The sequence below is a fragment of the Kribbella sp. NPDC026611 genome (genome assembly GCF_040638345.1).
Lineage (GTDB): Bacteria > Actinomycetota > Actinomycetes > Propionibacteriales > Kribbellaceae > Kribbella.
This window is the reverse complement of sequence record NZ_JBEZYC010000010.1, coordinates 207,089-233,139: the sequence shown is the minus strand read 5'-3', so window position 1 is coordinate 233,139 and position 26,051 is coordinate 207,089. Positions and strand designations below refer to the sequence as shown.

At 68.8% G+C, this 26,051-nt stretch carries 25 protein-coding genes; 11 read left to right on the top strand and 14 right to left on the bottom strand.

The window, feature by feature from the left end:
* Positions 1 to 5: 5 nt before the first annotated feature.
* From AB0E69_RS34345 to AB0E69_RS34330, 4 genes are all read left to right on the top strand, one after another.
* Positions 6 to 1,262, top strand: a complete 1,257-nt coding sequence (locus AB0E69_RS34345) for a 6-phospho-beta-glucosidase (protein ID WP_360155979.1) — start codon at positions 6 to 8, stop codon at positions 1,260 to 1,262.
* Positions 1,250 to 2,254, top strand: a complete 1,005-nt coding sequence (locus AB0E69_RS34340) for a BadF/BadG/BcrA/BcrD ATPase family protein (protein WP_360155976.1) — start codon at positions 1,250 to 1,252, stop codon at positions 2,252 to 2,254. The genes AB0E69_RS34345 and AB0E69_RS34340 overlap by 13 nt, the downstream gene beginning before the upstream one ends.
* A gap of 128 nt (positions 2,255 to 2,382) precedes the next feature.
* Positions 2,383 to 3,102 (top strand): hypothetical protein, encoded by a 720-nt coding sequence (locus AB0E69_RS34335; RefSeq protein WP_360155973.1) that lies wholly within the window; start codon positions 2,383 to 2,385, stop codon positions 3,100 to 3,102.
* A 39-nt stretch (positions 3,103 to 3,141) separates the two neighbouring features.
* Positions 3,142 to 3,675 (top strand): hypothetical protein, encoded by a 534-nt coding sequence (locus tag AB0E69_RS34330; RefSeq protein WP_360155971.1) that lies wholly within the window; start codon positions 3,142 to 3,144, stop codon positions 3,673 to 3,675.
* On the opposite strand, the gene AB0E69_RS34325 is transcribed toward AB0E69_RS34330, so the two are convergent.
* Positions 3,668 to 5,179 (bottom strand): amidase family protein, encoded by a 1,512-nt coding sequence (locus AB0E69_RS34325; protein WP_360155968.1) that lies wholly within the window; start codon positions 5,177 to 5,179, stop codon positions 3,668 to 3,670. The two genes, AB0E69_RS34330 and AB0E69_RS34325, sit on opposite strands and share 8 nt — an antisense overlap.
* Positions 5,180 to 5,272: 93 nt before the next feature.
* Positions 5,273 to 6,121 carry a hypothetical protein gene (locus AB0E69_RS34320; protein ID WP_360155965.1) on the bottom strand — a complete coding sequence of 283 codons (849 nt, stop codon included), beginning with the start codon at positions 6,119 to 6,121 and terminating at the stop codon, positions 5,273 to 5,275.
* Between the two features lie 180 nt (positions 6,122 to 6,301).
* Between AB0E69_RS34320 and AB0E69_RS34315 the strand changes: the two genes are divergently transcribed.
* On the top strand, positions 6,302 to 6,757 hold the full coding sequence (locus tag AB0E69_RS34315; protein ID WP_360155962.1) for a GNAT family N-acetyltransferase: 456 nt from the start codon (positions 6,302 to 6,304) through the stop codon (positions 6,755 to 6,757).
* Here AB0E69_RS34315 and AB0E69_RS34310 read toward each other — a convergent pair.
* The 4 genes from AB0E69_RS34310 to AB0E69_RS34295 are packed head-to-tail and all read right to left on the bottom strand — an operon-like array spanning position 6,750 to position 11,047.
* Positions 6,750 to 7,661 carry a neutral zinc metallopeptidase gene (locus tag AB0E69_RS34310; RefSeq protein ID WP_360155959.1) on the bottom strand — a complete coding sequence of 304 codons (912 nt, stop codon included), beginning with the start codon at positions 7,659 to 7,661 and terminating at the stop codon, positions 6,750 to 6,752. The two genes, AB0E69_RS34315 and AB0E69_RS34310, sit on opposite strands and share 8 nt — an antisense overlap.
* A gap of 1 nt (position 7,662) precedes the next feature.
* The gene (locus AB0E69_RS34305; RefSeq protein WP_360155956.1) at positions 7,663 to 8,544 is read right to left on the bottom strand and encodes a neutral zinc metallopeptidase; all 882 of its coding nucleotides are present in this window, start codon (positions 8,542 to 8,544) and stop codon (positions 7,663 to 7,665) included.
* Positions 8,544 to 9,833, bottom strand: coding sequence for a neutral zinc metallopeptidase (locus tag AB0E69_RS34300; protein WP_360155953.1), 1,290 nt, complete (start codon positions 9,831 to 9,833; stop codon positions 8,544 to 8,546). Before AB0E69_RS34300 ends, AB0E69_RS34305 begins: the two co-directional genes overlap by 1 nt.
* A 17-nt stretch (positions 9,834 to 9,850) precedes the next feature.
* Positions 9,851 to 11,047 carry a neutral zinc metallopeptidase gene (locus AB0E69_RS34295; protein WP_360155950.1) on the bottom strand — a complete coding sequence of 399 codons (1,197 nt, stop codon included), beginning with the start codon at positions 11,045 to 11,047 and terminating at the stop codon, positions 9,851 to 9,853.
* Positions 11,048 to 11,261: 214 nt separating this feature from the next.
* Here AB0E69_RS34295 and AB0E69_RS34290 point away from each other — a divergent pair, with 214 nt between their 5' ends.
* Complete coding sequence (locus AB0E69_RS34290) at positions 11,262 to 11,996, top strand: methyltransferase domain-containing protein (RefSeq protein WP_360155947.1); 735 nt, start codon at positions 11,262 to 11,264, stop codon at positions 11,994 to 11,996.
* 20 nt (positions 11,997 to 12,016) lie between these two features.
* Positions 12,017 to 12,439: a hypothetical protein gene (locus tag AB0E69_RS34285; RefSeq protein ID WP_360155944.1), complete on the top strand. Its 423-nt coding sequence runs from the start codon at positions 12,017 to 12,019 to the stop codon at positions 12,437 to 12,439.
* Between the two features lie 10 nt (positions 12,440 to 12,449).
* On the opposite strand, the gene AB0E69_RS34280 is transcribed toward AB0E69_RS34285, so the two are convergent.
* The 8 genes from AB0E69_RS34280 to AB0E69_RS34245 form a co-directional block, all read right to left on the bottom strand.
* Positions 12,450 to 12,986 (bottom strand): molybdenum cofactor biosysynthesis protein, encoded by a 537-nt coding sequence (locus AB0E69_RS34280; RefSeq protein ID WP_360155941.1) that lies wholly within the window; start codon positions 12,984 to 12,986, stop codon positions 12,450 to 12,452.
* A gap of 1 nt (position 12,987) precedes the next feature.
* Positions 12,988 to 13,758: an aminoglycoside 3'-phosphotransferase gene (locus AB0E69_RS34275; protein WP_360155938.1), complete on the bottom strand. Its 771-nt coding sequence runs from the start codon at positions 13,756 to 13,758 to the stop codon at positions 12,988 to 12,990.
* Positions 13,755 to 14,738: a LacI family DNA-binding transcriptional regulator gene (locus AB0E69_RS34270; protein ID WP_360155935.1), complete on the bottom strand. Its 984-nt coding sequence runs from the start codon at positions 14,736 to 14,738 to the stop codon at positions 13,755 to 13,757. Before AB0E69_RS34270 ends, AB0E69_RS34275 begins: the two co-directional genes overlap by 4 nt.
* 178 nt (positions 14,739 to 14,916) lie before the next feature.
* Entirely contained in the window at positions 14,917 to 15,792 is an 876-nt protein-coding gene (locus AB0E69_RS34265) for a carbohydrate ABC transporter permease (protein ID WP_360155932.1), read from the bottom strand.
* Positions 15,789 to 16,745 (bottom strand): ABC transporter permease subunit, encoded by a 957-nt coding sequence (locus AB0E69_RS34260; protein WP_360155930.1) that lies wholly within the window; start codon positions 16,743 to 16,745, stop codon positions 15,789 to 15,791. The genes AB0E69_RS34265 and AB0E69_RS34260 overlap by 4 nt, the downstream gene beginning before the upstream one ends.
* Entirely contained in the window at positions 16,745 to 18,367 is a 1,623-nt protein-coding gene (locus AB0E69_RS34255) for a sugar ABC transporter substrate-binding protein (RefSeq protein WP_360155927.1), read from the bottom strand. The genes AB0E69_RS34260 and AB0E69_RS34255 overlap by 1 nt, the downstream gene beginning before the upstream one ends.
* Before the next feature lie 184 nt (positions 18,368 to 18,551).
* Positions 18,552 to 19,424 carry a hypothetical protein gene (locus AB0E69_RS34250; RefSeq protein WP_360155924.1) on the bottom strand — a complete coding sequence of 291 codons (873 nt, stop codon included), beginning with the start codon at positions 19,422 to 19,424 and terminating at the stop codon, positions 18,552 to 18,554.
* 143 nt (positions 19,425 to 19,567) lie between these two features.
* A complete protein-coding gene (locus AB0E69_RS34245; RefSeq protein ID WP_360155921.1) occupies positions 19,568 to 22,060 on the bottom strand; it encodes a tetratricopeptide repeat protein in 2,493 nt (830 codons plus the stop codon).
* 151 nt (positions 22,061 to 22,211) lie between these two features.
* Between AB0E69_RS34245 and AB0E69_RS34240 the strand changes: the two genes are divergently transcribed.
* The 4 genes from AB0E69_RS34240 to AB0E69_RS34225 all read left to right on the top strand — a co-directional run bounded on the left by AB0E69_RS34240 (position 22,212) and on the right by AB0E69_RS34225 (position 25,943).
* Entirely contained in the window at positions 22,212 to 22,826 is a 615-nt protein-coding gene (locus tag AB0E69_RS34240; protein WP_360155918.1) for a hypothetical protein, read from the top strand.
* Positions 22,827 to 22,895: 69 nt separating this feature from the next.
* A complete protein-coding gene (locus AB0E69_RS34235; protein WP_360155915.1) occupies positions 22,896 to 24,110 on the top strand; it encodes an MFS transporter in 1,215 nt (404 codons plus the stop codon).
* 70 nt (positions 24,111 to 24,180) lie between these two features.
* A complete protein-coding gene (locus AB0E69_RS34230; RefSeq protein WP_360155912.1) occupies positions 24,181 to 24,669 on the top strand; it encodes a SigE family RNA polymerase sigma factor in 489 nt (162 codons plus the stop codon).
* A gap of 17 nt (positions 24,670 to 24,686) precedes the next feature.
* Positions 24,687 to 25,943: a hypothetical protein gene (locus tag AB0E69_RS34225; protein WP_360155909.1), complete on the top strand. Its 1,257-nt coding sequence runs from the start codon at positions 24,687 to 24,689 to the stop codon at positions 25,941 to 25,943.
* Positions 25,944 to 26,051 lie beyond the last annotated feature (108 nt).

The window sequence follows — 26,051 nt, the reverse complement described above, 5'->3', positions numbered from 1 at the left end:
ACAGAGTGAAACTCACAGTCGTCGGTGGCGGGTCCACCTACACGCCCGAGCTCGTCGACGGCTTCGCCCGGTTACGGGACTCGCTGCCGGTGTCGGAGCTCGTGCTCGTCGATCCGGCGGCCGACCGGCTCGAGCTCGTGGGCGGCCTGGCCCGCCGCATCTTCGCCAAGCAGGGCCATGCGGGCCGTGTGATCACCACGTCCGACCTGGACGCGGGCATCGAGGGCGCGGACGCCGTACTGCTCCAGCTGCGGGTCGGCGGACAGGCGGCGCGCAACGAGGACGAGACGTGGCCGCTGGAGTGCGGGTGCGTCGGCCAGGAGACGACCGGTGCGGGCGGTCTCGCCAAAGCGCTCCGCACGGTCCCCGTTGTACTGGACATCGCCGAGCGGGTACGGCGTACCAACCCGGACGCGTGGATCATCGACTTCACCAACCCGGTGGGGATCGTGACGCGGGCCCTCCTGTCGCACGGGCACAAGGCGGTCGGGCTGTGCAACGTGGCGATCGGGTTCCAGCGCCGGTTCGCCAAGCTGCTCGGGGTCACGCCGGAGGAGGTGTCGCTGGACCACGTGGGGTTGAACCACCTGACCTGGGAGCGCGCGGTCCGCGTCAACGGCGAGGACCAGTTGCCGAAGCTGCTGCACGAGCACCTGGAGGAGCTCTCCGACGAGCTGATGCTGCCGGGCGACGTCGTCCGCCAGCTGGGCGTAGTGCCGTCGTACTACCTGCGCTACTACTACGCGCACGACAAGGTGGTGCAGGAGCTGCTGACCAAGCCGTCCCGCGCTGCTGAGGTCGCTGCGCTGGAGAAGGAGCTGCTGGAGATGTACGCCGACCCGCAGCTCGACGAGAAGCCCGCACTGCTCGAGAAGCGCGGCGGTGCGTACTACTCCGAGGCCGCTGTCGCGCTGGCGTCGTCGCTGCTCAACAACACCGGCGACGTACAGGTGGTGAACACGCTCAACAACGGCACATTCCCCTTCCTCGCCGATGATGCTGTCATTGAGGTGCCGGCCACGGTGGGGGCCGAGGGCGCGACGCCGGAGCCGGTGGCGCCGCTGGAGCCCTTGTACGCCGGACTGGTCGGTCACGTGACCGCGTACGAGGACCTGGCACTGGAGGCTGCGGTGAAGGGTGGATCCGAGCGGGTGTTCAGGGCTCTGCTGGCGCATCCGCTGGTCGGGCAGATCTCCATCGCGCAGGAGCTGACGGACAAGCTGCTCGCCCACAACAAGGCCTACCTGCCATGGGCGCAGTGATCCCAGGCGGAGTCCTCGCCTTCGACGCCGGCAACAGCAAGACAGACGTCGCACTGGTCGCCGCCGACGGCACAGTGCTCGGTACGGCGCGTGGCGGCGGGTTCGAGCCGCAGAAGGTCGGACCGGACACCGCAGTGGACCAGCTGGAGCCGTTGGTACGAGCTGCGGCGGCGGAGGCGGGCCTGCGGCTTGGGGACGTACCCCTGGTGCAGCAGATCTCCGCCTGTCTGGCCAACGCGGACCTGCCGATCGAGGAGGAGTGGCTGACCGCCGCCTTCGAGGCACGTGGATGGGCGGAGTCGGTCTACGTCACCAACGACACCTTCGCGCTGCTGCGGTCCGGGGTGGACGAGCCGCGCGGCGTCGCGGTGGTGTGCGGGGCAGGGATCAACTGCTCCGGGATGCTGCCGGACGGACGTACTGCGCGATTCCCGGCGCTCGGGAAGGTGACCGGGGACTGGGGTGGCGGCGCGCAGCTCGCTGAAGAGGCGTTCTGGTCAGCGTCGAGGGCCGAGGACGGCCGTGGGCCGGCGACCGCACTGCTGACGGCGTTGCCGGCGCATTTCGGGAAGCCCTCGCTGGCCGCGCTGATCCAGGCCTTCCACTTCGGTGAGCTCCCGCTGGACCGGCAACTCGATGCCGTCCCGGTGCTGTTCCAGGTCGCCGTTGCCGGCGATATCGTTGCCCTAGGCATCATTCAGCAACAGGCCGAAGAGATCGTCGCAATGGCCGAGAGCGCTCTGCGACGGCTTGATCTACTGAGTGAGCCGGTGACCGTCGTCCTCGGCGGCGGTGTCCTGACCGCCGGCCACTCAGTACTCCTCGACCGCGTCACCCAGCTCCTCGCGGACATCGCCCCGAAGGCGGTCCCGCGAGTGGTCGACGTACCGCCGGTGGTCGGTGCGGCCCTGCTCGGACTGGACCACACCGCCGCGGCACCGGGAGCGCAGGCGCGACTGAGAGCTGCCTTCGCACCCTCGCCGGCGGCCTGAGGGACAGCGGCCCGGCCCACACCCCGTGGTGGACCGGGCCGCGTTTGTTTCATTTGTGACAAATACAAACTTCGCCCCGCGCGACGGCGTCCCACGAGTAAGACCACATCCACTCGGGAGGTTCGATGATGGGACGAAGGATCAAGGGTCTCGCTGCGGTTGGTGCACTGGCGTTGACCGCGCCGGTCGTACTCAGTGGCGCGGCGGCAGATGCCGGTACGACGTCGACGGCGGCTGCTTCGTGCAGCCGGCTCGCGTCTGCGAAGAACGTGGCGGCCGTGACGTACGCCGACCGGCTGATCCGCGCCTGGGGACGTGGCGACACCGCCACCGCGAACTGCTACGCGTCCGCGACGACGTCCAAGACCCTGTTCGGGCAGGCGTCGCCAGGCGGCATCCACTGGCGTCGTACGGCGACCGAAGGCACGGCCGGGACGATCTACGTGACGTACCACGACGACGCTCGGGGCGGGAACCTCGTCGTCGGCGTACAGAACGTCGGACTGCGCTCGGCGGACGGCTGGCACGCGGCGTACACCGCGCGGTTCAGCGGTGAGCCGAAGGCGTGGAACGCCGTCCAGTGGTCCGACAACCTCGTCCGGGCCTGGGGACGTGGCGACACGAGGTGGATGAACTACTACGCCAGCCCGGCCGTGGTGAAGGGTCTGACTCGGATCTCGGCCAAGGGCGGTGCGCACTGGCAGCGGACCGCGTCCGAGGGCGCGGCTGGGACGATCTACGTGACCTACCGGAACACGGTCACCAAGCACACGCTGGTGCTCGGGATCTCGAACGTCGGGTTGTCCCAGGGCGACGCGCAGCTGGCATACCGGCTGCAGTACCGCTAGTTCCTTGAGCTCGAGCTGTATCGGTGTAATCATGATTACATGAGTACACAGACTGAGCAGGAGAAGGTGCGGGGCTGGCTGACCGGGCGGTTGCCCGGCGACTGGTTCGAGGGCGACGTCGAGCTGTCGATCGACCGGGACGAGATCCTGATCGTCGGCCGGATCCCCGCACCGGAGCAGGCCGACGACGTCAGCGCGGCCGAGCGGTCCGCCGCCGAGGAGGGCCGGATCAAGCAGTTCCGTGAGGACACCCGGGAGCGCCGGATCGAGATCGCTCGCGAGCTCGAGCACGCCACCCGCCGCAAGGTCGCCTGGGGCGTCCGCTGCGGCGAGACGCGGACCGTCTTCACCTCGCTGTCCGCCCCGGTGATGACCCGCCTCCGCCAGCCCGAGCGCCAGGTCCTCGACACCCTCGTCGACGCCGGCGTGGCCCGCTCCCGCAGCGACGCCCTGGGCTGGTGCGTCAAGCTCGTCGCCCAGCACAGCGAGACCTGGCTGGCCGATCTGCGCGACGCCATGACCAAGGTGGAAGAGGTCCGCAAGGCCGGCCCGGACGCCGCGGACGCTAGCTGAGCTCGACCCCGGACGATCCGGCGGCGGGTCGTCCAGGCGCACGGAGGCCAGTCTGAACACGAGCCGGGCCACCGGCTCGTGTCTGCCCGCCGAATGCCACCTGCGCCGCGGACGGGTCCGGCACCCGCGTGAGCTGCGGCTCAGGAAACGGACCGTGAGCCTTGGTCCGCGCGACCTCGAACGCGTGCGCGACCCGGACGAGCGTTGCCTCGCTTCGCGCCGTACCGGTGAAGGCGATACCGACCGGCAGTCCGCCGACCAGCCCCGCGGGAACGGCGATCATCGGGTACCCGGCGAAGGCGGCGTGCGACGTCGTCCCCGGCGCCGGCTCGTCGCCCCGCTCCGGATCGATCGGCCAGGCCGGACCCCGTACCGGAACCACCAGCGCGTCGAGGTCGTGGTCGCGCAGCAGGTTGTCGATGCTGTCACCCCCGAACCGCCGCAGGGTCTCCCGCGCCTCCCAGTGCTCCGCTGGGTGCAGACCCACCGTCGCGGCAGCAGCCTCGAGGTACTCCTCGCCCAAGTACTGCGTCGGCGTACGCCGGGTCGCCGCGATCAGCTCGTCCAGCGTCTGCGGTGCGTCCGGGCGCGTCCGTAGGTAGCGCTCGACGTAGTACTTGAACTGGTACTTGAGCACGACGAAGGGCTCGGCCCACTGCGGCGGCGGGGGCAGCACAAGGTTGTCGACCAAGGTCGCACCGGACGCCGACAGCAACCCGAGCGCCTGCTCGTTGACCCGCTCGGTGCCGGCGGAGAACTCCCAGTGCGGCGCCCGCGCCACACCGATCCGTACGCCGCTCAGGTCGGTCGCCCCCTCCGCCGCGCAGATCGCCGCGTAGTCGGCAAAGCCACCGCTGATCACGGTCAGCCCCGCGGCCGCGGCGCTGACCGTGAGCGCCATCGTGCCTGCGGTGTCCTGCGAAGGCGCCAAGGGCACCATCCCGTCCGACGGGACCAGCTGGGCGGTTGGCTTGATTCCGACCACGCCGTCGAGCGACGCCGGCCCGATGATCGAGCCGTTCGTCTCGGAACCGATGGCCAGCGGCGCGAGCCGCGCGGCCACCGCGGCCGCGGAACCGGAGGACGAGCCGCCCGGCGAGTAGTCCAGCGCGTACGGGTTGTGGGTCTGGCCGCCGTACCCGCTCCAGCCGGCGATCATCGCCCGGCCGCGCATCCGGGCCCACTCGGACATGTTGGTCTTTCCGAGAATCACGCAGCCGGCCGCCCGCAGCCGCTGAACCACTGCGGCGTCCCACCGAGGTGGTTCGATACCGGCCAGCGCCAGTGAGCCGGCTGTGGTCGGCATGTCAGCTGTGTCGAAATTGTCCTTCACCAGCACCGGGAGGCCGTGCAGCGGTCCACGAACCCGCCCCGCGGCGCGTTCGGCGTCAAGGGCAGCGGCTTGCTCGCGAGCCCTGGGGTTCAGGGTGCAGATCGCGCGCACCAGTGGATCGACCGCGGCGATGCGCGCCAGCAACCTCTCCACTTCCTCGCGGCTGCCCACCGACGCAGATTACCCAGCACCGGGCTCAGTGGAGACGGGCGGCAACCCGGTCCGGGTTGCCGCCCGCTGGAGGAGAACTAGCGGTTGGGGTTGTTACTGACCGCTCTGCCAGTTGCCGTTGTTGGGACCGGTGCCGTTGCCGGCGCCGTTGGACCAGCCGGCGGCGTGGGCCGGGTGTTGTTCGGGCGGCAGCTGGCCGCTCTGGTAGGAAGTCTGCGACTCGTAGCCGCTCTGGGTCGGGTACGCCGTCGTGCCGTTCGATCCCATGTCGTTCGCGGCCGGCTTCTTGATCGTGTTGCGGTCGAACAAGTTGCCGAGCGCCCGGCCGGCCATCTCCCGGCCCCCGAGGCCGAAAGCGAGACCCATGGCGAGCGCGGCACCGGCGAGCACGATCAGCAACGTGTTCCCGGTGAGCTGGACCGCGATCCCGAGCTGGGTCAGCGCGGCGAACACGGCGTACACCAGGATCGCGTACCGGCCGACCTTGGCCAGTACTTCGTTGCCGGTGGCACCGCGGATGATCGCGGCCAGGAAGTTCGCGAACAGCGCGGCCAGGCAGACGATCACGATCGCGGCGAAGATCCGCGGGATGTAGCCGAGCATGTCGCTCATGAAGTTCGAGATCTCCGGCACGCCGAGCGCGGAGGCGAACATCGTGAAGCTGATGAGGAAGACGAACCAGAACACGACCTTGCCGAGCATCGCCGAAGCGGTCAGCCCCGTGCCGGACCGCTGCAGGACGCCGGAGACGCCGGCCCGCTCCATCCACTGGTCGAATCCGACCCGGCCGAGCAACTTGCCGACCAGCTTCCCGAGCACCTTGGCGACGAAGTAGCCGACCACCAGGATGACGAGCCCGCCGAGCAGGTTGGGAATGAAGGACAGCAACTTGCTGAAGGCGTCTTCGAACGGCCCTGTGAAGTCGATCGATAGTGCTGACATCGGAGTTCCTTCCGGACTGGGCCCGCATCCGCTGCCGCGCAGGACTGCACACGACCCCGGCACACGGGCGGATGCAGTGGTGTCCAGTATCACTCGTACCCTTGGTTGCGCAGGGCAAACAGCCGGTGACGGCGGGTCCCGCTAGGAAAAGTGTTTGCCTAAGTTTGAGATGCTGCGGCCATGACCGCCATCGCCATCCGCCGCGCCACCGCCGCCGACGTCCCCGCGATCGTCGCCATGATCGCCGACGACCAGCTCGGCAGCACCCGCGAGTCGCTCGACGACCTGACGCCGTACCTGCGGGCCTTCGCGCAGATCGATGCCGACTCCAACCAATTGCTGATGGTTGCTGATCGCAACGACGAGGTCATCGGCACGCTGCAGCTGACGATCATCCCCGGGTTGTCCCGCAAGGGCTCCAGCCGCGGCTTGATCGAGGCCGTCCGGGTCGCCGAGCAGGCCCGCGGCTCAGGTCTGGGTACGACGCTGATCCAGTGGGCGATCGAGGAGTCCCGCGCCCGCGGTTGCAGCCTCGTCCAGCTCACCTCGGACAAGACCCGCACCGACGCCCACCGCTTCTACGACCGCCTCGGCTTCGTGAACTCCCACGAAGGCTTCAAACTGAAGCTCAGCTGACGTACTCCGCCGGCGCCGTCCAGGTGTTGCACGAGGCAAGGTCTCCGGACGTGAAGGCGTCGAGCGTCCAGCGCGCGTTGTTCGTCGCGGAGCCGTGGTCACGCGGCTCACCGCGCTTCCGGTACTCGTCGCCGTGCGAACCGAGATCCAGCGCCCAGTACCGCGAACCGGTGAGGTTGAGCGTTTGCTGGTTGCCCTTGAGGAAGACGGCCGCGAAGCAGTCCGCCTGCAGCTCCAGCCGGCGGCTGTCTTCCAGCTGCGCAGCACGCTTCTTACCGTCCAGGTGCGAGTCGTAGTACGCCTCGATCGAGGTCAGGTTCTGCAGGTGATGCCCGTACTCGTGCGCCATTGTGTAGAGCAGATCCATCTCCGCGTCCACCTGGGCCATGGACGGCACCTGGCCGTCCGTGGTCCAGTCGAGGTAGATCCCGTGGCCGTCCTCGCAGTAGAACGCATCGGCGCTCGAGTCCGCGCACGGCGTTTCGACCGTACCTTTGAAGATGTGCAGGACCGGCGGCCGGAACCGGAAGCTGGCGCGCTTCACGACCGGGGCCCAGGCCTGGTCGAGGCAGGCCAGCACGCGGCGTGCGTAGCGGGTGACGTCCGCCTGGGTGGACAGCCAGTCCTCCGGCAGCGGACAGGGCACCGCTCCGACCTTCCCGGCGGCGTAGAGCTTGTTGCTCTGCAGCACTCGCGCGGTCTTCCGCGGCTTCGGCACGACCTGCCGCGGGGTGGGAACGGTCCGCGTCGGCGTAGGCGTCGGGGTGGCCTGCAGCGAAGGCATGGGTGTCGGGGTCGGCGTGGGTGTCGGCGTGCTCACCACCGACGGCTGAGCGTCGACCTTGGAAGGGCCACAGCCGACCAGCAACAGGAAACTCAGGACCACCAGTAGTCCGCGGCGCATGTCAGCTGACCCGCTTGGCCGGGGCGGTGAACGTGTTGCAGTTGGCGGGGTTCGTGGAGCGGAAGCCTTGGTGGCTCCAGTAGCCGTGGTTCTTGCGGGAGCCGTGGTCGGGGGCGTGTTTCGGCGCGTTCTCGTCGCCGGCGTGGGTGACGAAGTAGTCGAGGGTGTCGAGTCGTTCGCCGGACAGCCCGAGCGGCTTCTTGTGCGCGCCCAGGAACGCTCCGGCGAAGCAGCTGGCCTGGAGCTCCATCCGGCGGTTCCGTTCGAGCTCGCTGGACTTGAGCGGCAGCTGCCCCGAGTCGAACAGCGTCATGATCCCGGTCAGCGTCTGCAGATGATGGCCGTACTCGTGCGCCAGCGTGTGCACCAGCTCGACCGTCCGCCACTCCGCCTCCTCGACCGCGAACGTGTGCCAGCCCACGCAGATGGCGTCCGGGCCGACGTCGTAGTACGCCCCGCGGTCGTCGTTGTCCACCGCGGGATCACAGTCCCCGCTCCCGAACGCGACGAGTTTGGCCGGCACGAACACGAAGCCCGCGCGCGAGACGAGCGGCGCCCACGCCCGGTTCAGGCAATCCACCAACGTCCGCGAGTACCGAAGTACTCCCGCGCTGTCCTTCGGCACCACGTCCGGCAGCACACACCGCACCGCGTGGACCTTCCCAGCCGCATACAACCCGTTGCTGACCAGCAGGGGCTCATTCGTTGGTGTCGCCACCGGTTGCGGCGCGACCTTCGGCGTCACCACAGGCGTCACAACAGGCGACACCGTCGGCGTCGATGACGGAGGTACGCCGCCATCCACCACCGCCGGCCGACCCTGCTGCTGCGAACAACCCCCAAGCACAGCCAGCGCAGCGAGCAGCGCCAGCCGTCGCAGCATCAGCTCACCTTGCTGGCTGGTGCCGTGAACGTGTTGCAGGACGCGGGGCTGGTGGACTTGAACGCCGGGCCGGCCCACGCCCAGTTGCTCTTCTTGGACCCGTGGTCGCGGACCTTCTTCGGGTTGTACTCGTCGCCGCTGTGCGAGGCCTCGTACTCCCAGACCTTCAGCTTGTTGCCGCTCAGGCCGAGCGACTTCTTGTTGGCGCCCAGGAAGGCCCCGCCGAAGCAGGTCGCCTGCAGCTCGGTACGCCGGGACCACTCCAGCTTCGACGCGTTCGACCTGGCCCATCCCTCGCGGGAGTCCGCCGCGGTCAGCATCTCGGTCATCTGCTGCACGTGGTGGCCGTACTCGTGCGCCATCGTGTCCAGCATCCACACCCGCGCCCCGATCGGACTGTCCTTGTAGAACTGGAGGTCGTTCTTCCAGCTGATGTTGATGCTCTCGTCGGTCGAGCAGTAGTAGGCGACGTTCATCTCGCCGGAGCAGTCGTCCTGCGACGACGGCTGCTTGCTCTGCAGCTTGAGCTGGGGCGCACGGAAGCGGTACCCGGCCTTGGTCACCACCGGCTCCCACGCCTTGTTCAGGCACGGCAGCAGCGCGGTGTAGTACCGCAGGATCGCCGACTGGGAGTCCGGCTTGATAGCCGGCTCTTTGCAGCTCACCGACGCGACCTTGCCCGCCTTGTAGAGCTCGTTCTGCTGCAGGCGGACGATGTCCGGGACGTTCGGGGCGACCTTGGTGACGGTGACGTCGGGCGGGACCGGGAGCGGAACCGTCGACTTCTTCACCTCAGGCTGGGTGAGGGGCCGGTCGACGGTGTTGTCGTAGCGGTTGATCAGTTTGAAGCCGGCGATGGTGGCGCCGGTGAGCATCAGCACGATCAGCACCGACAGGCCGCCGATGACCGCCTTCGAGAGCTGGCGCGGCGGCTTGATCGGCGGCGGTTCGGAGGACCACTGCGCGCCGGCCCGGGACGGGTTCGAGTGCCAGCCCACCGGCCGGGACCCACCGACCCGGCGGGTGCCGGCGAGCGGCTGCAGCGGCGCACCGGTCAGCGGTGCCACCGGCGGGCCGCTGTACTCCGTCTGGGCGTTGGGGTCGGCCGGAAGCGGACGTGCCTTGCGGCGCAGTGACGAGTCGGCCAGTGACACGTCCCGCGCCTTGCCCATGCCGATCGAGCGGGCCCGGTTCAGCGTCAGCGGGCGGCTGCCGTCGGGGACCGTCTCGCCCTCGCCGCCGGGCATGAAGTGTCCGGGCTTCGGCGTACCCCCGGTGTCGTCCGGCATCGCGCTCCCTCGTTCCGTCAGCTGACCTTGGCGGATGCTGCGACGAAAGTGTTGCAGGACCCCGGGTTGGTTGTCGCGAAGCCCTGGTTCATCCACAGCGCCAGGCTCTTCGCGGAGCCATGATCGCGCACCTTCGTCTTGGTGTGCTCGTCGCCACCGTGCTGGATCAGGTAGGTCCACTGCCGCAGCACCTCGCCGCGGAGCGGGAAGCTCGCCTTGGCCGCACCGAAGAAGGCCGCCGACAGGCAGCTGGCCTGCAACGACGCACGCCGCTTCTGCTCGAGCTCAGCGGCCTTGTTCGCGGCCGAGTCGCCCTGGTTCTGGGAGGCGTCGAGGATGCCCATCAGGTTCTGCACGTGGGTGCTGTAGACGAACCCGATCGCCTGGGCCATCGCCGCCCGGGTCAGCGCCTTGTTCTGCGGGTAGTTCTCGGTCAGCTCCTGCCACGGCATCGCGACGCTGCCGGCCTCGGCCGGGCAGTACGACTCGACTTCCTCGTTCTGTACGCCGCACGCCGTCTCGTTGCCGACGCTGAACAGGACCAGCTGTGGCGACCGGAACTCGAACCCGGCCTTCTCGACGACCGGCTTCCAGGCCCTGTCCAGGCAGCCGATCAGCGCCTGGTAGTAGGAGCGGACGTTCTCCATCGAGGTCGGCCGGAACGCGGGCTCCTGGCACTTGACGACGGACATCGCCCCGGCCGCGTAGAGCGGGCTCTTGGCCAGGACCTCGGCGTCGGGTGTGCCCTTGGTGACCGGTTCCGAGGGGTCGTTGCTCGATCGTGCCGACGGGGTAGCCCCCGGGTCCCCGATCGGGCCGTCGTATGCGGTCAGCACCTTCGCGGCGAAGGCGAGGCCGCCGCCGACCAGGATCAGCGCGCCGATGACGATTCCGGCGATCAGCGCCTTGGAGCGCTTCTTCGGGACGAACGGGATCGGGTCCGGGTGGAAGACCCGCCGGTACGCCTCGGCCGCGGCGTCGTCGACCGGCGGCGGGCCGAGCCGGCTGCCGGACAGGCTGGTCCGCTTGGACTCGATCCTGGTGCCCTGCAGCTGCGGCGGTGTCGGCGGCGCGTCGCCACCCAGCCGCGGCGTCGGCGCGCTCAGCGGCGCCGCGTTCGGACTGCTCGGTTTCGGAGCACTCTCCGTGACACTGTGATCACCCTCGCCACCCGGCAAGAAGTGCCCGACCTTGGGCGCCGGCTTGTCCGCCATGATTCCCCGCTTCTTCTCCCCAGTACCGGCGACCGCCGGTCCTCCCAAACCCCACGCAACCCCACGCAAACGGCCCGCAACCCCCCGGTCTCGGGCCCCCGCGATGCTACGGGCCAGACCGGTATTGACGGAAGTTTTTTGCAGCTATTGACATCGTTTGGTGACCGCTGGAATTCGCTTGCCGACAGCACCCGGGTTCGAGTTGGCTGACCGGGTGGATCTGACGAACGAGCGCTATCCGCGCTCCTCGAAGTACGACGCGGAGTGGCTGCTGGCCGCCGATATGGGACCGAACCCGCTGTGGTTGCTGGAGGCGCTCGACGGAGAGCTCGACCTGCGGCCCGGGATGCGCGTGCTCGACCTGGGCTCGGGCAAGGGCGCGACCTCGGTCTTCCTGGCCAGGGAGTACGGCGTCCGCGTGTGGGCGGCCGATTTGTGGGTGGACCCGACCGAGGCCGCGGCCAACATCACCGCACAGAGCGTGGACGACGTGGTGACCCTGCGTGCGGAGGCGCACACGCTGCCGTTCGCGCAGGGTTTCTTCGACGCGATCGTCTGTGTGGACGCCTACGAGTACTTCGGGACCGCGGACGGCTATCTGCCCTACCTGGCCGGCTTCCTCAAGCCGGGCGGTCAGCTGGGAGTCGCGACGCCGGCGATGCGGCAGGAGGTCCGCGAGCTCGGGCACATCCCCGAGCACATCAAGCAGATGGTCGGGTGGGAGGCGATCGCGTGGCACACGGCTGAGTGGTGGCGGTTCCAGTGGGAGATCACCGAGCTGGTCGACGTCACCGCTGCGCACCTGCTTCCGTCCGGCTGGGACGACTGGCTCAGGTGGTCGCGCGCGCTCTCGTCATACCGCGGCGAGCGCGACGATGCGCTCGACATGCTCGAGGCGGACCAGGGCGAGTACCTGACCTTTGCGATCCTGGCGGCCCGCAAACGCTGAGCGGCTGGCATGCTGGGGACATGAGCTGGGCTGTTTACGCGCTGCGGGGACCAGGAGGCGTGCGTCGCCTCGACGACTTGCCGGTCGACTACGAGCCGCCGTCGCTGGGCACGGTGGCCGACGTGGTGGACAAGGTCCGGGAGGTGGTACCGGACGTCGACACCAGCAAGCCGTCCTGGCTGGCGCTGCGAAGTCCGGAGTACGACGTCGAGATGACGATCGGGAAGGGCGTCGAGGTCCGCGACATCACGTTCTACCTGAACGACGGCCCGCGCTCGATCCCGCTGGTGATGGAGCTCGCCCGCAGGCTCGGCGTCACGCCGTACGACACCGAGTCCGGCGACTTCCTCACCGAGGAGTCGAAGCCGCCGGTGCCGCCACCGATGACCGACGACGAGATCAAGATGAACAAGCCGAAGTGGTGGAAGTTCGGCCGGAAGTAGCCGGAACCGGTCAGTCGAGGACGGTGAGCTCGGCGGGGCCGAGGCGCAGGATGCCGGACGTCAGCGGGGTGGTGCGGATGCCGCCGTGGCCGCGGAGTGCCTGCATCGCGCCGGGGGCGAGGACCTCGTCCATCCACGCGCACGGGTTGGCCGGGCGGTTGGCCTGGAAGGTGATCGGACCGGCGCCGGAGTCCAGCGTGAACCGGCGCCCCGGTACCCGGCTTCCGTCGGCGGCACGGTGGGCGGCGAGGGTGTCGATCGGGTAGCCGCGGAGGGTGATGTTGCGCCGGGTCAGCAGCGGGTCGAGCCCGGCGGGCAGCCCGAGCACGCGCACCACCTCGTCGAGCGAGGCGGCGTCGATCACCGTCACGGCAGCGTTCTTGTGGACCGTCTGACCGAAGTACCGGTCGCCGACGATGCCGAGGCCGGCGCGGATCTCGATCTCGGCGCGACCTACCGGTTCCGGATCCGGCGCGGGCCCCTCCTGCGGACGTCCCTCGAAGGCGTGCACGGGCGACACCAGCAGTGCGACGAGTTCGATGTCCATCTCAGCCCCAGGTCAGCGGGTCGAGGAGCCGGAAGAAGTCCAGGCGCCGCTGGTCCGGGTCGGGCAGTCCGTACGCCGTCAGGAACGGGCCCGGGTCGACCGACCACTCGTCGTGCAGCTGGATCGTGGCGAGGGCGAGATCGGAGTACCGGTCGGCAACGCCCAGCCGCCCGAGATCGATCAACCCGGTCACCTCCAGCGTCTCCGGGTCGAAGAACACGTTCGGCAGACAGGCGTCGCCGTGACAGACCGCGAGGTCCTCCACGAACTCAACGTAGGCCCGCTCGGCCAGGACTCGCGCGAGCAGCTCGGCCGGCGGCACCTGCCGCCACTCGTCGGTCAGGAAGTCCGGGTTGACCGCGCCTCGCCGTACGACGTCCTCGGCAGTCGCGATCACCTCCGCCAGCGGTCGCTCGAACGGGCAGTCCGGCAGGGTGTGGAGCTGGCGAATCGTCCGGCCGAGCGTCACCATCGCGGCGCCCCGAGAACGCTCCGGCACAGCGCTCCCCGGGATGCCCGGTACGGCCGTGGTCAGCAGGCAAGCGCCGTCCGGCGACTCCAGCCAGTCGACGACGGCTGCTCCGGGGACGTCTGTCCCCGCCAGCCACGCCACCCGGTCCCGCTCGGCGGCCAACTCCTCAACCCCAGCCGGTCCACAACACTTGGCGATCAAGTCCCCTTGCCGGTAGACGGACGTGTCGGACTCACCGTCCTCGAGCGGCACCCACTCGCTGGGCAGAAGCCCGGATCGCCACAGGTCGCGCAGGGTCATGACGACTCGCGCACGATCAGCTCCCACGGGAACTCGAACACCTCGCCCGGCGCACCCTCCCGATCCGTCAACCGGCCGACGATGATCCGCGCCAGCGCCTCGTTGAACCCGACCGGCCCGACCGTCGACAGCGACGGGTCGAGGTGCTCACCTTCCGGCGTGTTACCTACCCCGACGATCGCCAGATCCCCCGGTACGTCGATCCGCAGCCTATGCGCCGCCCGCACCGCCGCGATCGCCGCGAAGTCCGTCGTGCAGTACAAGGCCGACGGCCGGTCCGGCTTGCTCAGCAATGCCATCGCCGCGCGGTAGGCACCTTCCGGATGCTGCTCGAAGATCTCCACGTCCTCGTCCCGGATCGGCTTCCCGGCGTTGCGCAAGGTGTTGACGTACGCGTCGTACCGCGCGAACCCCGTCTTCCGTGAGGTCAGCGCGCCGACCCGGTCGTGGCGCTCGAGCAGATGCTCCACGGCCAGGTGACAGCGCGGCTCGGCCCCGGACCGGATCACGTCGTACCCGAGCGGCTCGAGCGTCTCGCTGAAGGCCACGATCTGCACGCCCTGCGCCGCGAAAGCCTCCAGCTCGGCCTCCTGCGCCGGGTCCCGGCGCACGCTGTCGATGAAGATCACGTCCGGCGTCCGGTTCGACAGCACGGTCCGCCAGTCGCCGTCGGCCACGATCAGCGCGGTCTTCCCGTACGGCGTCACCGCCGCGCTGACCGTCTCCGCGACCGCCTGCGACCACGGGTCGGCAAGCACGCTCAACGACAGCAGCACCAGATCCGACTTGCCGGTCCGGATCGCCCGGGCCGCATCGTTGCGCCGGTACCCGAGCCGGGACGCGGCCTCACGCACCCGGTCCGCGGTCGAGTCCTTGATCGTGTGCGTCCGGTGCCGCCCCGACAACACGTAGGACACCGTCGCGACCGACACCCCGGCCTCTTTAGCCACCATCCTGAGCGTCGGCCGATCCTGGTTCATGAGACCGATTCTGTCAGGTCGTGTCCGAAGCTCGCACGCCGTAGCGAGCAGGTGCTTGGTGCGGTGCATCGGCGTGCGGGAGGGGAGGTCTCGATGCGGAGCATCGTGGCCTTCGCTCCCGTGCGGCGAGGCGCCGTGCCAAGTGCCGCGCAGTAGGCGTGCGAGCTTCGGACACGGCCTAACCTTTGACGGCTCCGGTGATGACGCCCATGGTGAAGTGTCGTTGGAGGAAGGGGTAGACCATCGCGATCGGGACCAGGGCGACCACGACGACGGCCATTTGCAGGGATTGCGGTTGCGGTAGCGGTTCCACCCCGAGTTGGTCCGCCGACAACGACTTGCCCTGCAGCACGTAGGTCCGCAGGATCACCTGAACCGGCCACTTCGACGTGTCGTTCAGGTACAGCAGCGCGTTGAAGAACGCGTTCCAGAACCCGACCGCGTAGAACAGCCCGACCACGGCGACCACCGCCTTCGACAGCGGCAGCACGATCCGGCGCAGGATGGTCAGGTCGCTCGCGCCATCGATCCGGGCACTCTCCAGCAGCTCACCCGGCACATTCATGAAGAAGGTGCGCAGGACAACGAAGTTGAAGGCACCCAGCGCGCCCGGGAGGATCAGCGACCACAGGCTGTCGAGCAGCCCGAGCTGCTTCACCACCAGGAACATCGGGATGATCCCCGGCGCGAACAGCAACGTGAACAGCACCATCAGCAGCACCGGCCGGCCGAACAGCACCGGGCGCGAGGTGGCGTACGCGAGCGCGATGGTGACGGCCAGCGCGATCGCCGTACCGACCACCGTCACGAAGACGCTGACCAGGATCGCGCGGCCCATCAGCCCACCGGAGAACAACGTCTGGTACGCCTTCACCGTCGGGTGCGACGGCCACAGCACGTACCCACCGGCGTCGATGATGTCGCGGTCACTCGCCAGCGACGTGGAGATCACGACGAGGATCGGTACCACGATGACGAGCGAGAAGCCACCGAGCACCGTCGCCTTGATCGCCTGGTAGCCGGGCGAAGGATTCTCTTTCCAGATGGGTCTCATGCTCCTCGCCTTTGGAAGATGCCGGGCTCACCCAACCGATGAGCGAGCGAGTTGGCGCCCCACAGCAGCAACGCACCGACGACGCCCTTGGCCAGTCCCGCCGCGGCGCCGCTGCTCCAGTCACCGCCGACCACGCCTGCGTAGTACGTGAACGTGTCCAGTACTTCGGCCGCGCCCGGCCCGACCGAGTCGCGCTGCAGGATGAACTGCTCGAACCCGACGCTGAGGATGTCGCCGATCCGCAGGATCAGCAGCAGCACGATGACGGTGCGCAGCGACGGCAGGGTGATGTGCCAGAGCCGTCGCCACCGGCCGGCGCCGTCCGCCGCTGCCGCCTCGTACAGCGACACGTCGACGGTGGTGAGCGCGGCCAGGAAGATGATCATCGCCCAGCCGGCGTCCTTCCAGATCAGCTGCGCGACCACCAGCAACGGGAAGGTGTCCGGGTTCGTCATGAACGGGATCGGGTCGAGACCCGCGTGCCGCAGCAGGTTGTTCACGAACCCGGCCCCGCCGAGCGACTGCTGGAACAGCGTCACGACCAGCACCCAGGACAGGAAGTGTGGCAGGTACGCGATCGTCTGGAACCAGCGCCGGAACCTGTTGCTGACCAGCGAGTCGACGATCAGCGCGAGCCCGATCGGCACCGGGAAGAACAGCAGTAGCTGGACCGCGGCCAGCAGCAACGTGTTCCGCAGCGCGTCCCAGAAGTCCGGGTTGTCGTACAGGTTGACGAAGTTCTGCAGGCCGTTCCACTCGCTGTGCATGATGCCGAGGAACGGCTGGAAGTCCTGGAACGCGACCACGTTGCCGAGCACCGGCAGGTAGAAGAACACCAGCAGGAACACAACGCCGGGGATCATCAGCAGCACCATCTGCCAGTCCCGCCGCCACTTGGCGGCGAGCGGCAGACCGGTCTTGGCCTGCCGCTTGGTGCCACTCGGCTTCAGCATCATGACCCGGTGACCGGCACACTCGACGGCAGCACGGCCGCGAACTCGTCGCGGATCTTGTCACCGCCGCCGGACCTCCAGCGCTTCAGCGCGGCGTCGTACGCGTCCAGCTTCTGCCGGCCGGTGACGATGTCCACGATCGTGTCCCGGAACGCCGCGGTCAGCTTCGGGCCGAGCTTGCTGGAGGTGTCGGAGTACGTGCCCGCGGTCGGGTTCCGCATCGCGTACTTCAGCAGCTGCTGCTCGGTCGTGTAGATCTTCCGGGTGTCCTCGGGGTACGCCGGGTTGAAGATCACGCTCTCCGGCGAGTTCATGATCTGCAGCGCACTGACCAGACCGGGCGCCTGCTGCGTCCCGGCCTTGGTCAGCACCGGGTTCTTCGCGGCGTCCAGCTGGTACTGCTGCCCCTCGACGCCGAAGTTCTTGACCAGGTACTCCTTGGTGCCGAACGGCGCGGACAGGTAGTTCATCAGCGCGAGCAGCTCGCGGATGCGACCCTCGTCGGTCTTCTTGAACGGCGTGAAGCCGACCGTCCCGTAGCCCATGTCGTAGACCGGCTTCGCCTTGCCGTCGTGGCCGAACGGGATCATCGTGTCCACGAACAGCGTCGGGTCGAGCGCACGGAAGTCGGCGGTCGCCCGCGGTCCGACCACGACCTGCGCGGCGATCTGGCCGTTCACGGTCTTCGGCGTCGCGTCGGCGAGGTTGAGGTCCGGGTAGAACACCTTCGCCGCCCAGAGCTTGGCGGCGTACTCGACCGCGGCCTTGTAGTTGTCGGTCTCGTAGAGGTGGGTGAGCGAGCGGTCCTGGTTCACCCGCCAGCTGTTCGGAGCGCCGAACCACTCGCCGAACATGTGCAGCATGTTGATGATCGCCGGCTCGAGCGCGTAGTTCGTGCCGTTCGTCAGCTCCTTGCACTTGGCAAAGAACTCGTCGGCGTCCTGGCACTGCAGCCCACCGACCTTCTGCCAGGTCCTCGGGTTGCCCATCAGGACCTGGCCGAACGGCGTCGACGGGATCGGCGCGCCCCAGATCTTCCCGTTCACCACCGCCGTCCGCCAGGAGGCCGGCTTCAGCGCGGCCAGGTTCGGGTACTCGAGCACGGCGTCGCCGGACAGGTACTTGGTCAGGTCCTGGAACTTGGCCTCGAGCATCGGGCCGATGTTCGGGATGCCCTGGTTCGGCGGCAGCCACATCAGGTCCGGCAGCGAGTCGCTCGCCAGCAGCGTGGCGAACTTCTCCGGGTAGCCCGGGTCGGTGCCGATCGTCAGCTTGAGCTCACCGCCGAGGGCCTGGTTCAGCGCCTGCCACATCGGGTTGCTGCCCATCGGCGGCGGCGGCGTCGCGAACGTCTCGGTCAGCGCGGTCACCGCGCTCTTCAGCGGCGGCGCCTGCACGCTCGCGACCGCATCCGCCGGGAACTTCAGGAAACCGGGCTCCAGCCCCGACTCGGCCCCGGCAAGGTCGGGATGCAGGCCTTCGAACGGCTTGTACGTCGGGAGCGTGAGGTCGCCGGAGGCCTTCGCGCCGCCGTTCGCCGAACCGCCGTCGCCGCAGGCCGCGAGCGCGGATCCGGCGATCGCCGCTCCGGTCACCTGCAGAAACCGTCGCCGAGTGATCATAGTTGCTCCAAGTTTCGAAGAAGTGCTCACTAACACTCACTTAAACGTTAACCTGGACCGTAGACCTCACCCCGGCTTCGATGCAAGACAGCGGTCTCAAAAACCTTCCGGGCAGCCAAAAGCCGGCGGCCGCGGGCTCGAGATCCCGCGGCCGCCGGCCGCTCTTACCGCGTGTGAAGCTGGGTCAGCAGCGAACGATCAGACCCGTCAGGGCCGAGCAGCTCTTGCTCACCTTGTCGTTCGCGGCGGCCGGGTCGTCCGGCGAGCTCGCCGTCCGCTGGGCCGTCGCGGTCAGCGTGCCGACCGTGAGCAGGCCGGTGTCCGCCACCAGCGTCCGCGTCGTACTGGCACCGCTCGCGAGCGAGGCGATGTCGCAGTTCACCGACCTCGTCGTACCGATCCGGCTGCACGTGCTGCTCGAGTAGGTCAGACCGGCCGGGTAGGTGCCGACCACGCGGATGCCGGAGGCGTCCGCCGGGCCGTTGTTCTTCACCGTGATGGTGTAGGTGATCCGCGCGGTGACGACGCTGCGGACCGACGCGCTCAGCGCGACGGACACGTCCGCCGCCTGCGGCGTGATCGTGATCGTCGGGCCGGAGTAGATCTCGTACCCGTAGTTGTCGCCGATCAGCTGGCTGCGCAGGATGAACGGATCCATCTTCGGGTCGTCCTTCACCCGCAGCGTCCAGGTCACGACCCGCGTCTCGCCGGCCGCCATGTCACCGAACGAGGCCCGGAAGTGCGCCCCCTCGGCCACGTAGCAGTTGCCGCCGACGCAGCTGACCAGGTCGAGCCAGTCGGTCAGCGTCTGGTCCTTCGCGTAGAGAGCCGCCTTCGCGCCTTCCAGTACGAAGTCCCCCTTGTTGAACACCGTCTGCGTGACGGTGAACGTGTCCCCCGGGCTCAGCGCGGTCTGACTGACCTCCACCGAGCTTGTCGGCGGGTCGTCCGCCGAGGCCGTCATCGGTACGGCCAGCGAAGCGCCGATGATCCCCGTGATCAGCGCAGCACGAAGCAACTTCCAGGCATGCACAGCAAGCCCCCCTTTGATCCCCATGAACTCAAACGTCAAGACACTTCAAGACGCAACTGCCCCCACAGCCCGCCGACGGCGGTGAGAGCAGTATGTAGCCGGTGCTCGCGGGGGTCAACAACCCGGCCGTTGCCCTGCACAACTGGCATGCCAACCGACAAATACGCTCAGGCGGGGAGCTGAGCGAGCAGGTCCTCGACCCGCGCGGCGCGCCCCGCCTGGCGGTGCCGCTCCCACTCCGCGCGGGTCATCGCGTCGCCGACGAGCTCGAGCGCCTCGGCCAGCTCCTCCTCGGCGTACGGGTTGGCCAGCCGCAGCCGCTCACCCATCGCCTCCTCCGCGCCGAACAGCGCCGCGGCACGGACCGGGTCGCCGCGCCGGAGCAGGATGTTCATCACCGTGTTCGAGAACGCCATCGTGAGGCTCGGACTGCCCAAAGCGGTCACCGCCGGAATCAGGTCCCGCGCCAGCGCATCGGCCTCGTCGACCCGCCCGGTGATCGCCAGCAGATACGCAAGGTTCTGTCCTTGGAGGGCGACGTCGTGCGCGTCGCCGAGGGACTGCGTCAGCGCGAGCGACTCGCGCAGCAGCTCCTCGGCGCGGTCGAACTGACCGAGCTCCTCTTCGATCCCGCCGAGGTGGCCGAGCACGCGCGCGAGCCGCCACGGGTTGTCGAGCTCGCGCAGGCGCTCGACCGCATCGATCAGGATCGTCTGCGCCGCCTGCAGGTCACCCTGCTGCCGCCGTACCGAACCGAGCACGGTCAGGCCGAAGGCGATCTGGGCCGGGTCGTCCAGGTCCCGGGCCAGCTCGAGCGCGCGGGTCGCGACCTCGTCGGCGCGGTCCGTTTCGCCCTGCAGGAGCAGGAGGTTCGCCAGCCCGCGCAGGCAGCCGGCCAGCTCCGGCGAGGACGTCGTACCGGCGGCTGCGACGACCTGCTCGTGCCAGCGCCGGCTCTCGGCGAGGTACCCGCCGAGGAGCCAGACCCAGCCGAGGGCCGAGCAGAGCCGGAGAGCGGTCCGCAGATCATGCTCGGTGGCCCAGGTCAGCGCGGCACGGAAGTTGTCGAGCTCGGGCTCCGCGCGGTCGAGCAGTGGGTCGGACGCGGTCCGCTTCAGTACTTCGAGATGCTCGGCGAGGTCGGCGTAGTACGTCGCGTGCTGGTCGTGGATCATCGCCGCCTCAGCGGTGGCGCCCAGCTCGCCTGCGGCGTACTGCTGGATGGTCTGCAACAGGTGGACCCGGCCGTCGGCCAGCGTGAGCAGATTCGCGTCGTGCAGCTCGGCCAGCGCGTCGAGCGGATCGGTGCCAGTGGCAACTTTCTCGACCGCGACCAGGTCGGCGCTGCCGGCGAAGACCGCGAGCCGACGGAACGTCTGCTGGTGCTGAGGGCTGAGCAACTCGTAGGACCAGGCAATGGTCTCGCGCAGCGTGCGCTGACGGTCCGGTACGACGCTGCTCGTCGACGCGACGTCCAGCGAACGGTCGATCCGGGCGAGCAGCTCCTTGACACCGAGCAGCCGGATCCGCGGCGCGAACAACTCGATCGCGAGCGGCAGCCAGTCGAGCTGCCGACAGATCGCGACGACGTCGGCATGGTTGCCTTCGGCCAATGCGAACGACGGCTGCACGGCCTGCGCGCGCTGCACGAAGAGCTGCACCGCGTCCGCCTCCGGCAGCGGTACGACGGGATGCTGGTGCTCCCCGACCAGGCCGAGCGCTCGCCGCGAGGTCGCAACGATCTTCACGTGCGCGGTGCCTTCGATGATCTCGGCAACGACCCTGGCCGCGTCCGGGAGTTGCTCGAGGTTGTCGAGGACGAGGAGCAAGGTCCGTTGGGTGAGGTAGGCAACGATCCGACCGCGTTCCCGGGGCGGGATGTCGAGGACCTCGGCGATCGTTGTCCACAGCACCTGTTCGGAGGTGACGGCGGCGAGCGGGACGAAGTAGACGCCGGCCGGGAAACGGGTGGTCAACCCGGCGGCCGTAGCGATCGCGAGCCGCGACTTGCCTGAGCCGCCGGGGCCGGTCAGCGTGACCAGACGGACGTCGGCGCGGTCGAGCAGGTCGGTGATGCGGGCGAGGTCCTGCTCGCGGCCGAGCAGCGGCGTCGCCGGGGCCGGCAGGCTGGTCGACGTACCGAGAGTCCGGGGTGGTGGGAAGTCGCTCTGCAGGCCGTCGACGGTGATTTGGAAGAGCTGCTCCGCTTCGGGAATGTCCTTGAGGTGGTGCGTTCCGAGGTCGCGCAGGGTGACACCGTCGGAGAGTTGCGTGAGCTGTCCGGTCACGGCCGACACGATGATCTGGCCGCCGTGCGCAGCGGCGCCGATGCGCGCGGCGAGGTGCACATCCATACCCCAATAGTCGCCTTCGTGGATGCCCGGCGTACCGGTATGTACTCCCATCCGTACGCGGAGTCGTTCGCCACCCGGCCAGCAGTGCCCGTCCAGACCGCGCTGACCGTCCACAGCCGCTTGGACCGCAGCGGACGCGGTCGGGAAGACGACGAAGAAGCTGTCGCCCTCGGTGCCGATCTCGGTCCCGCCGTTCGCCGACCAGACCGCGCGCAGGATCCGCCGATGTCCTTCCAGCGCGTCCAGGTAGCGGTCCCCCAGCCGCCGCAGCAGGACCGTCGACCCTTCGATATCAGTGAAAACCATTGACACCGTTGCCCCACCAGCCATGCCGACAGTCTCGGTGGCGGTACCGGAAACGTCGAGAAGTCGGCGGCAACTTTTCCCTGGAACCGTGGGTCTCATGGGATGCGCGGCCAGGGAGGCGGCGGGGAGAAAAACTCTGAGGGGACTGGATATGAAGCGATTCGGAATCGTGGCGGGTGCGGTGTCCGGCGTGGCTGCGCTGGCGGGCGCGGGGGCGCTCGTCCTGGCCGGTGCGCTGCCGAGCAACGCGGCCACCGAGCAGGTCAGGACGGTTGCCGCGAGCAACACTACGGCGATCACCTACGTGCCGCGCTACTTCGACCACAGCACGCTGGGCTACCACTCCAGGGCCGTCCTGCCGAAAACCTGGAAGCAGGTCGTGCTCGCCAAGTGGCAGACGCGGCTCGACGACCCGGCGCACAACCGGATGATCCGGTTCAACACGGCGTACAGCGGCAAGATCAGCACGGTGACCGCGATGAACAACAAGATCAAGGCGCTCAAGGGCACCCGGCAGCTGCACATCGTCGGCACCTCGACCTTGACCATGCGGTCGACCACGCAGCAGGGCCCGCAGACCGTGAGCACGCTGGTCTACACCTACAAGAGCGGCAGCCAGACCCGCTGGGTCGCGACCCGGTACGTCGGTCAGCACGGCTCCAAGACCGCCCAGGTCGAGATCTCCGTTGCCGGCTCGACTGCCGACAGCAAGGTCCTCGGCACGGTGATCAACAACGCGACGCTGTCGGTGACGCGGTTCGGCTGATCCGGCCGACGTTTCGACCACACTCGAATACTGCCTGCGGCGGACCCTGGACGACCTAGGGTCCGCCGCATGGCGTCTGGTGTGAGCTACCGCGAGGTGTTCCGGGTCCCCGAGTTCCGGGCGATGTGGCTGGCCGAGCTCCAGTCGATCGGCGGCGACCAGCTGGCCCGGGTCGCCCTGTCCGTGCTGGTGTTCACCGACACCGGATCGGCCGCGCTGACCGGCCTCACCTACGCGCTGACCTTCGTACCCTCGTTGCTCGGCGGGCTCTTCCTGACCGGTCTGGCGGACCGGTTCCCCCGGCGCGAGCTGATCTTCTGCGTCGACGTCCTGCGCGGCTGCCTGATCCTGCTGGTCGCCGTCCCGGCGATGCCGTTCCCGGTGCTCTGCTTGCTGGTCGGGATCGTGTCGCTGCTCCAGCCGGTCTTCAAGTCGGCGCAGCTGGCCTTGCTGCCCGAAGTGCTGGGCAAGGAGAAGTTCGCCACCGGGATGGCGATCCGGAGCATCTCGATCCAGTCCGCGCAGATGGCCGGGTTCGCCGGCGGCGGCCTGCTGATCGCGCTCTTCAACCCGTACGTCGTGCTCCTGCTCGACGCGCTGACGTTCTTCGGTTCCGCCGTACTGATCCGGACCCTGCTCAAGCCTCGCCCGGCCGCGGACGGGACCACCGGCCGCAAGCTGGGCGGCTCGGCCCGCGAGGCGTGGGCGCTGCTCTTCAACGACCGCGGGATGCGCGCGCTGACCCTGATGCTGTGGCTGATGGCCCTCGTCGCCGTCTACGAGGGCATGGCCGCGCCGTACGCCGCTGCCTTCGGTGGTGGGTCCGTCACGGTCGGCCTGATCCTGGCGGCCGATCCGCTCGGCAGCGTGATCGGGGCGTTCCTGTTCAGCAAGCTGGTCCCGGAATCGCAGCGGGAACGCTGGCTCGGACCGCTCGCCGTCCTGGCCGCGGTACCGGTGGCGATCTGCCTACTCCGGCCCGGACTGGTTGCCTCGATCCTACTGTTCGTCGTCGCCGGCGGGTTCGGCACGGTGGTCGTGATGCAGACGACCACGTCGATGACGTTCCGGCTCCCGGATGCCCGCCGCGGGCAGGCGATCGGGATGTCGAACTCCGGCCTGACCACCGCGACCGGCGTCAGCCCGTTGCTCGCCGGCGTACTGTCCGACCAGACCTCGCCGACGCAGGCGGTCGGCTGGTTCGGGCTGATCGGGACGCTGGTCGCGATTCCGCTGGCGATCGGCTGGCAGCGCGCGTCCCGCAGTACCCCTGCCGAAGTCTGACCCGTCGGAACCCGTGTAACACGATGCGCGGCCCGGTGCATCTAAAGGGTTGAAACGACGAAGGGTGAGTATGGACGACTTCGAGGAGTTCGCCAGAGTCTCCGCCCCACGGTTGTACCGGGCCGCATGGCTGCTGACCGTGGAGCACCACCAGGCCGAAGACCTGGTCCAGGAGACGCTCGCGAAGCTCTACCTGTCCTGGCGCAAGCTGCAACACGTCGACAACGTGCCGTCGTACGCGCGGACAGTGCTGGCCCGCACCTACCTGGCCCAACGGCGGCGCAAGAGCTCGACGGAACGGCCGACCGCGAGCATGCCGGAGCGGGTCGAGCGACCGGGTGACCCCGAGCTGCGGCTCGTCCTGCAGCAGGCCCTGTCCCAGCTCTCGCCGCTGGATCGTGCGGTGCTCGTACTGCGGTTCTTCGAAGATCGCAGCGCCGAGCAGGTGGCGCTCGATCTCGGCAAGAACGCCGGCGCGATCAGGACCCGGACGTCCCGCGCCCTGGACCGGCTCCGCGCCGTACTGGGCGACGACGTCCGCCACCTGATCGCACTCTGACCCGCGGGAGACCCTGAATGACGAACAACCTGAACAACTCGCTCCCCGAGCTCCTGGAGCGCGCAACCGACACTCTCGACCCCCAGACCGACCTGGTCGCCCGCGGCATCAGCCGCGGCACCACCCTCCGCCGTCGCCGCACGGTTCTCCGAGCAGCAACCAGTGTGACGGCAGTCGCTGCCACGGTCGCGGCCGTCGCAGCCGGCACCCAGCTGTTCGGGGGCAGCAAGACGCAGGCACCGGTTGCCGGGAAGCCAAACCCGGTAGCGACGGCCACGCCGGTCGTGGTCAACGCCACCAAGGCGGACACGCTGGCGGATTTGCGGGCCGCGCTTCCGCCCGGCCTCAAAGTGGTGAAGACCGAGCTCGGCGGTGACAACGTCGACAACACCGTCCGGGCCGTTGTCGACGACGGCCACGGGCAGGCCCTGGTCCTCGTCCTGGTCACCGCACCGAACGCCGGGTTCCAGCCCAGCACGCCGGTGGTGCGCCGGCCGGACGGCTCGAAGCTCGGGTCGCTGCGCAACCAGCCGGTGACCCCGGGTGCCGGCGGTAACCCGGGCGGCGTCGTCTACAACGTGGTCGACACGGTGCGACCAGGCGGTCAGGTCATCAGCCTGATGGCGTTCAACGCTCCCGAGGAGAAGGGCGCCACGAAGACCCGGCCGGCGCCGGTGCTTTCGGTCGCCCAGCTCACGAAGATCGCCGACAGCAAGATCTGGACCTTCCCGGCCCCGGGCAAGCCGGGGCCGAAGCCCACTGGAAAGCCTCAGCCGCTTCCTGGCGAGGGGAAGCCGGCGGTTCCGCTGCAGCAGACCCAGCAGACCCTCCGCAAGGTCCTGCCGCACGGTCTGAAGCTCACCCGCCCGGAGGTCTGGGGCGGCGGGCACGACGGGTTCAACGCGGTCGCGTACGTCGTCGACGACGGCAAGGGACTGTCCCGGGTGCTGGCCTTCGTCACCATCGAGCGGCCAGTGACCAAGTGTCAGCCGGAGCGATCGACGACGCACTGCGAGGTCAAGGCGGACGGTTCCGTCGTCGGCTGGTCGAAGAACGCTCCCACGTACAGCGATGCCCGCCAGCAGATCAACGGCGTGGTCGCAAACATCGTCGAGATCCACTACCCCGACGGCCGCTACATCAACATGTACAGCTTCAACGGCCCGCAGGAGAAGGACGCCAAGCACACCCGTCCGGCACCGCCCTTCACCACGGACAAGCTACTGGAAATGGCCAAGAACAAGGGCTGGAAGTTCCCCGGCAACGGCAACTGACAACGTCACTCGGGGAGGGGTTGAGGGGCCCCTCCCCGAGTGCTGCACCTCCACCGTCGTCTGCATGGCACGGGTGCCGTTACATCCCTGCCGGTTCGGGAGCCTGGA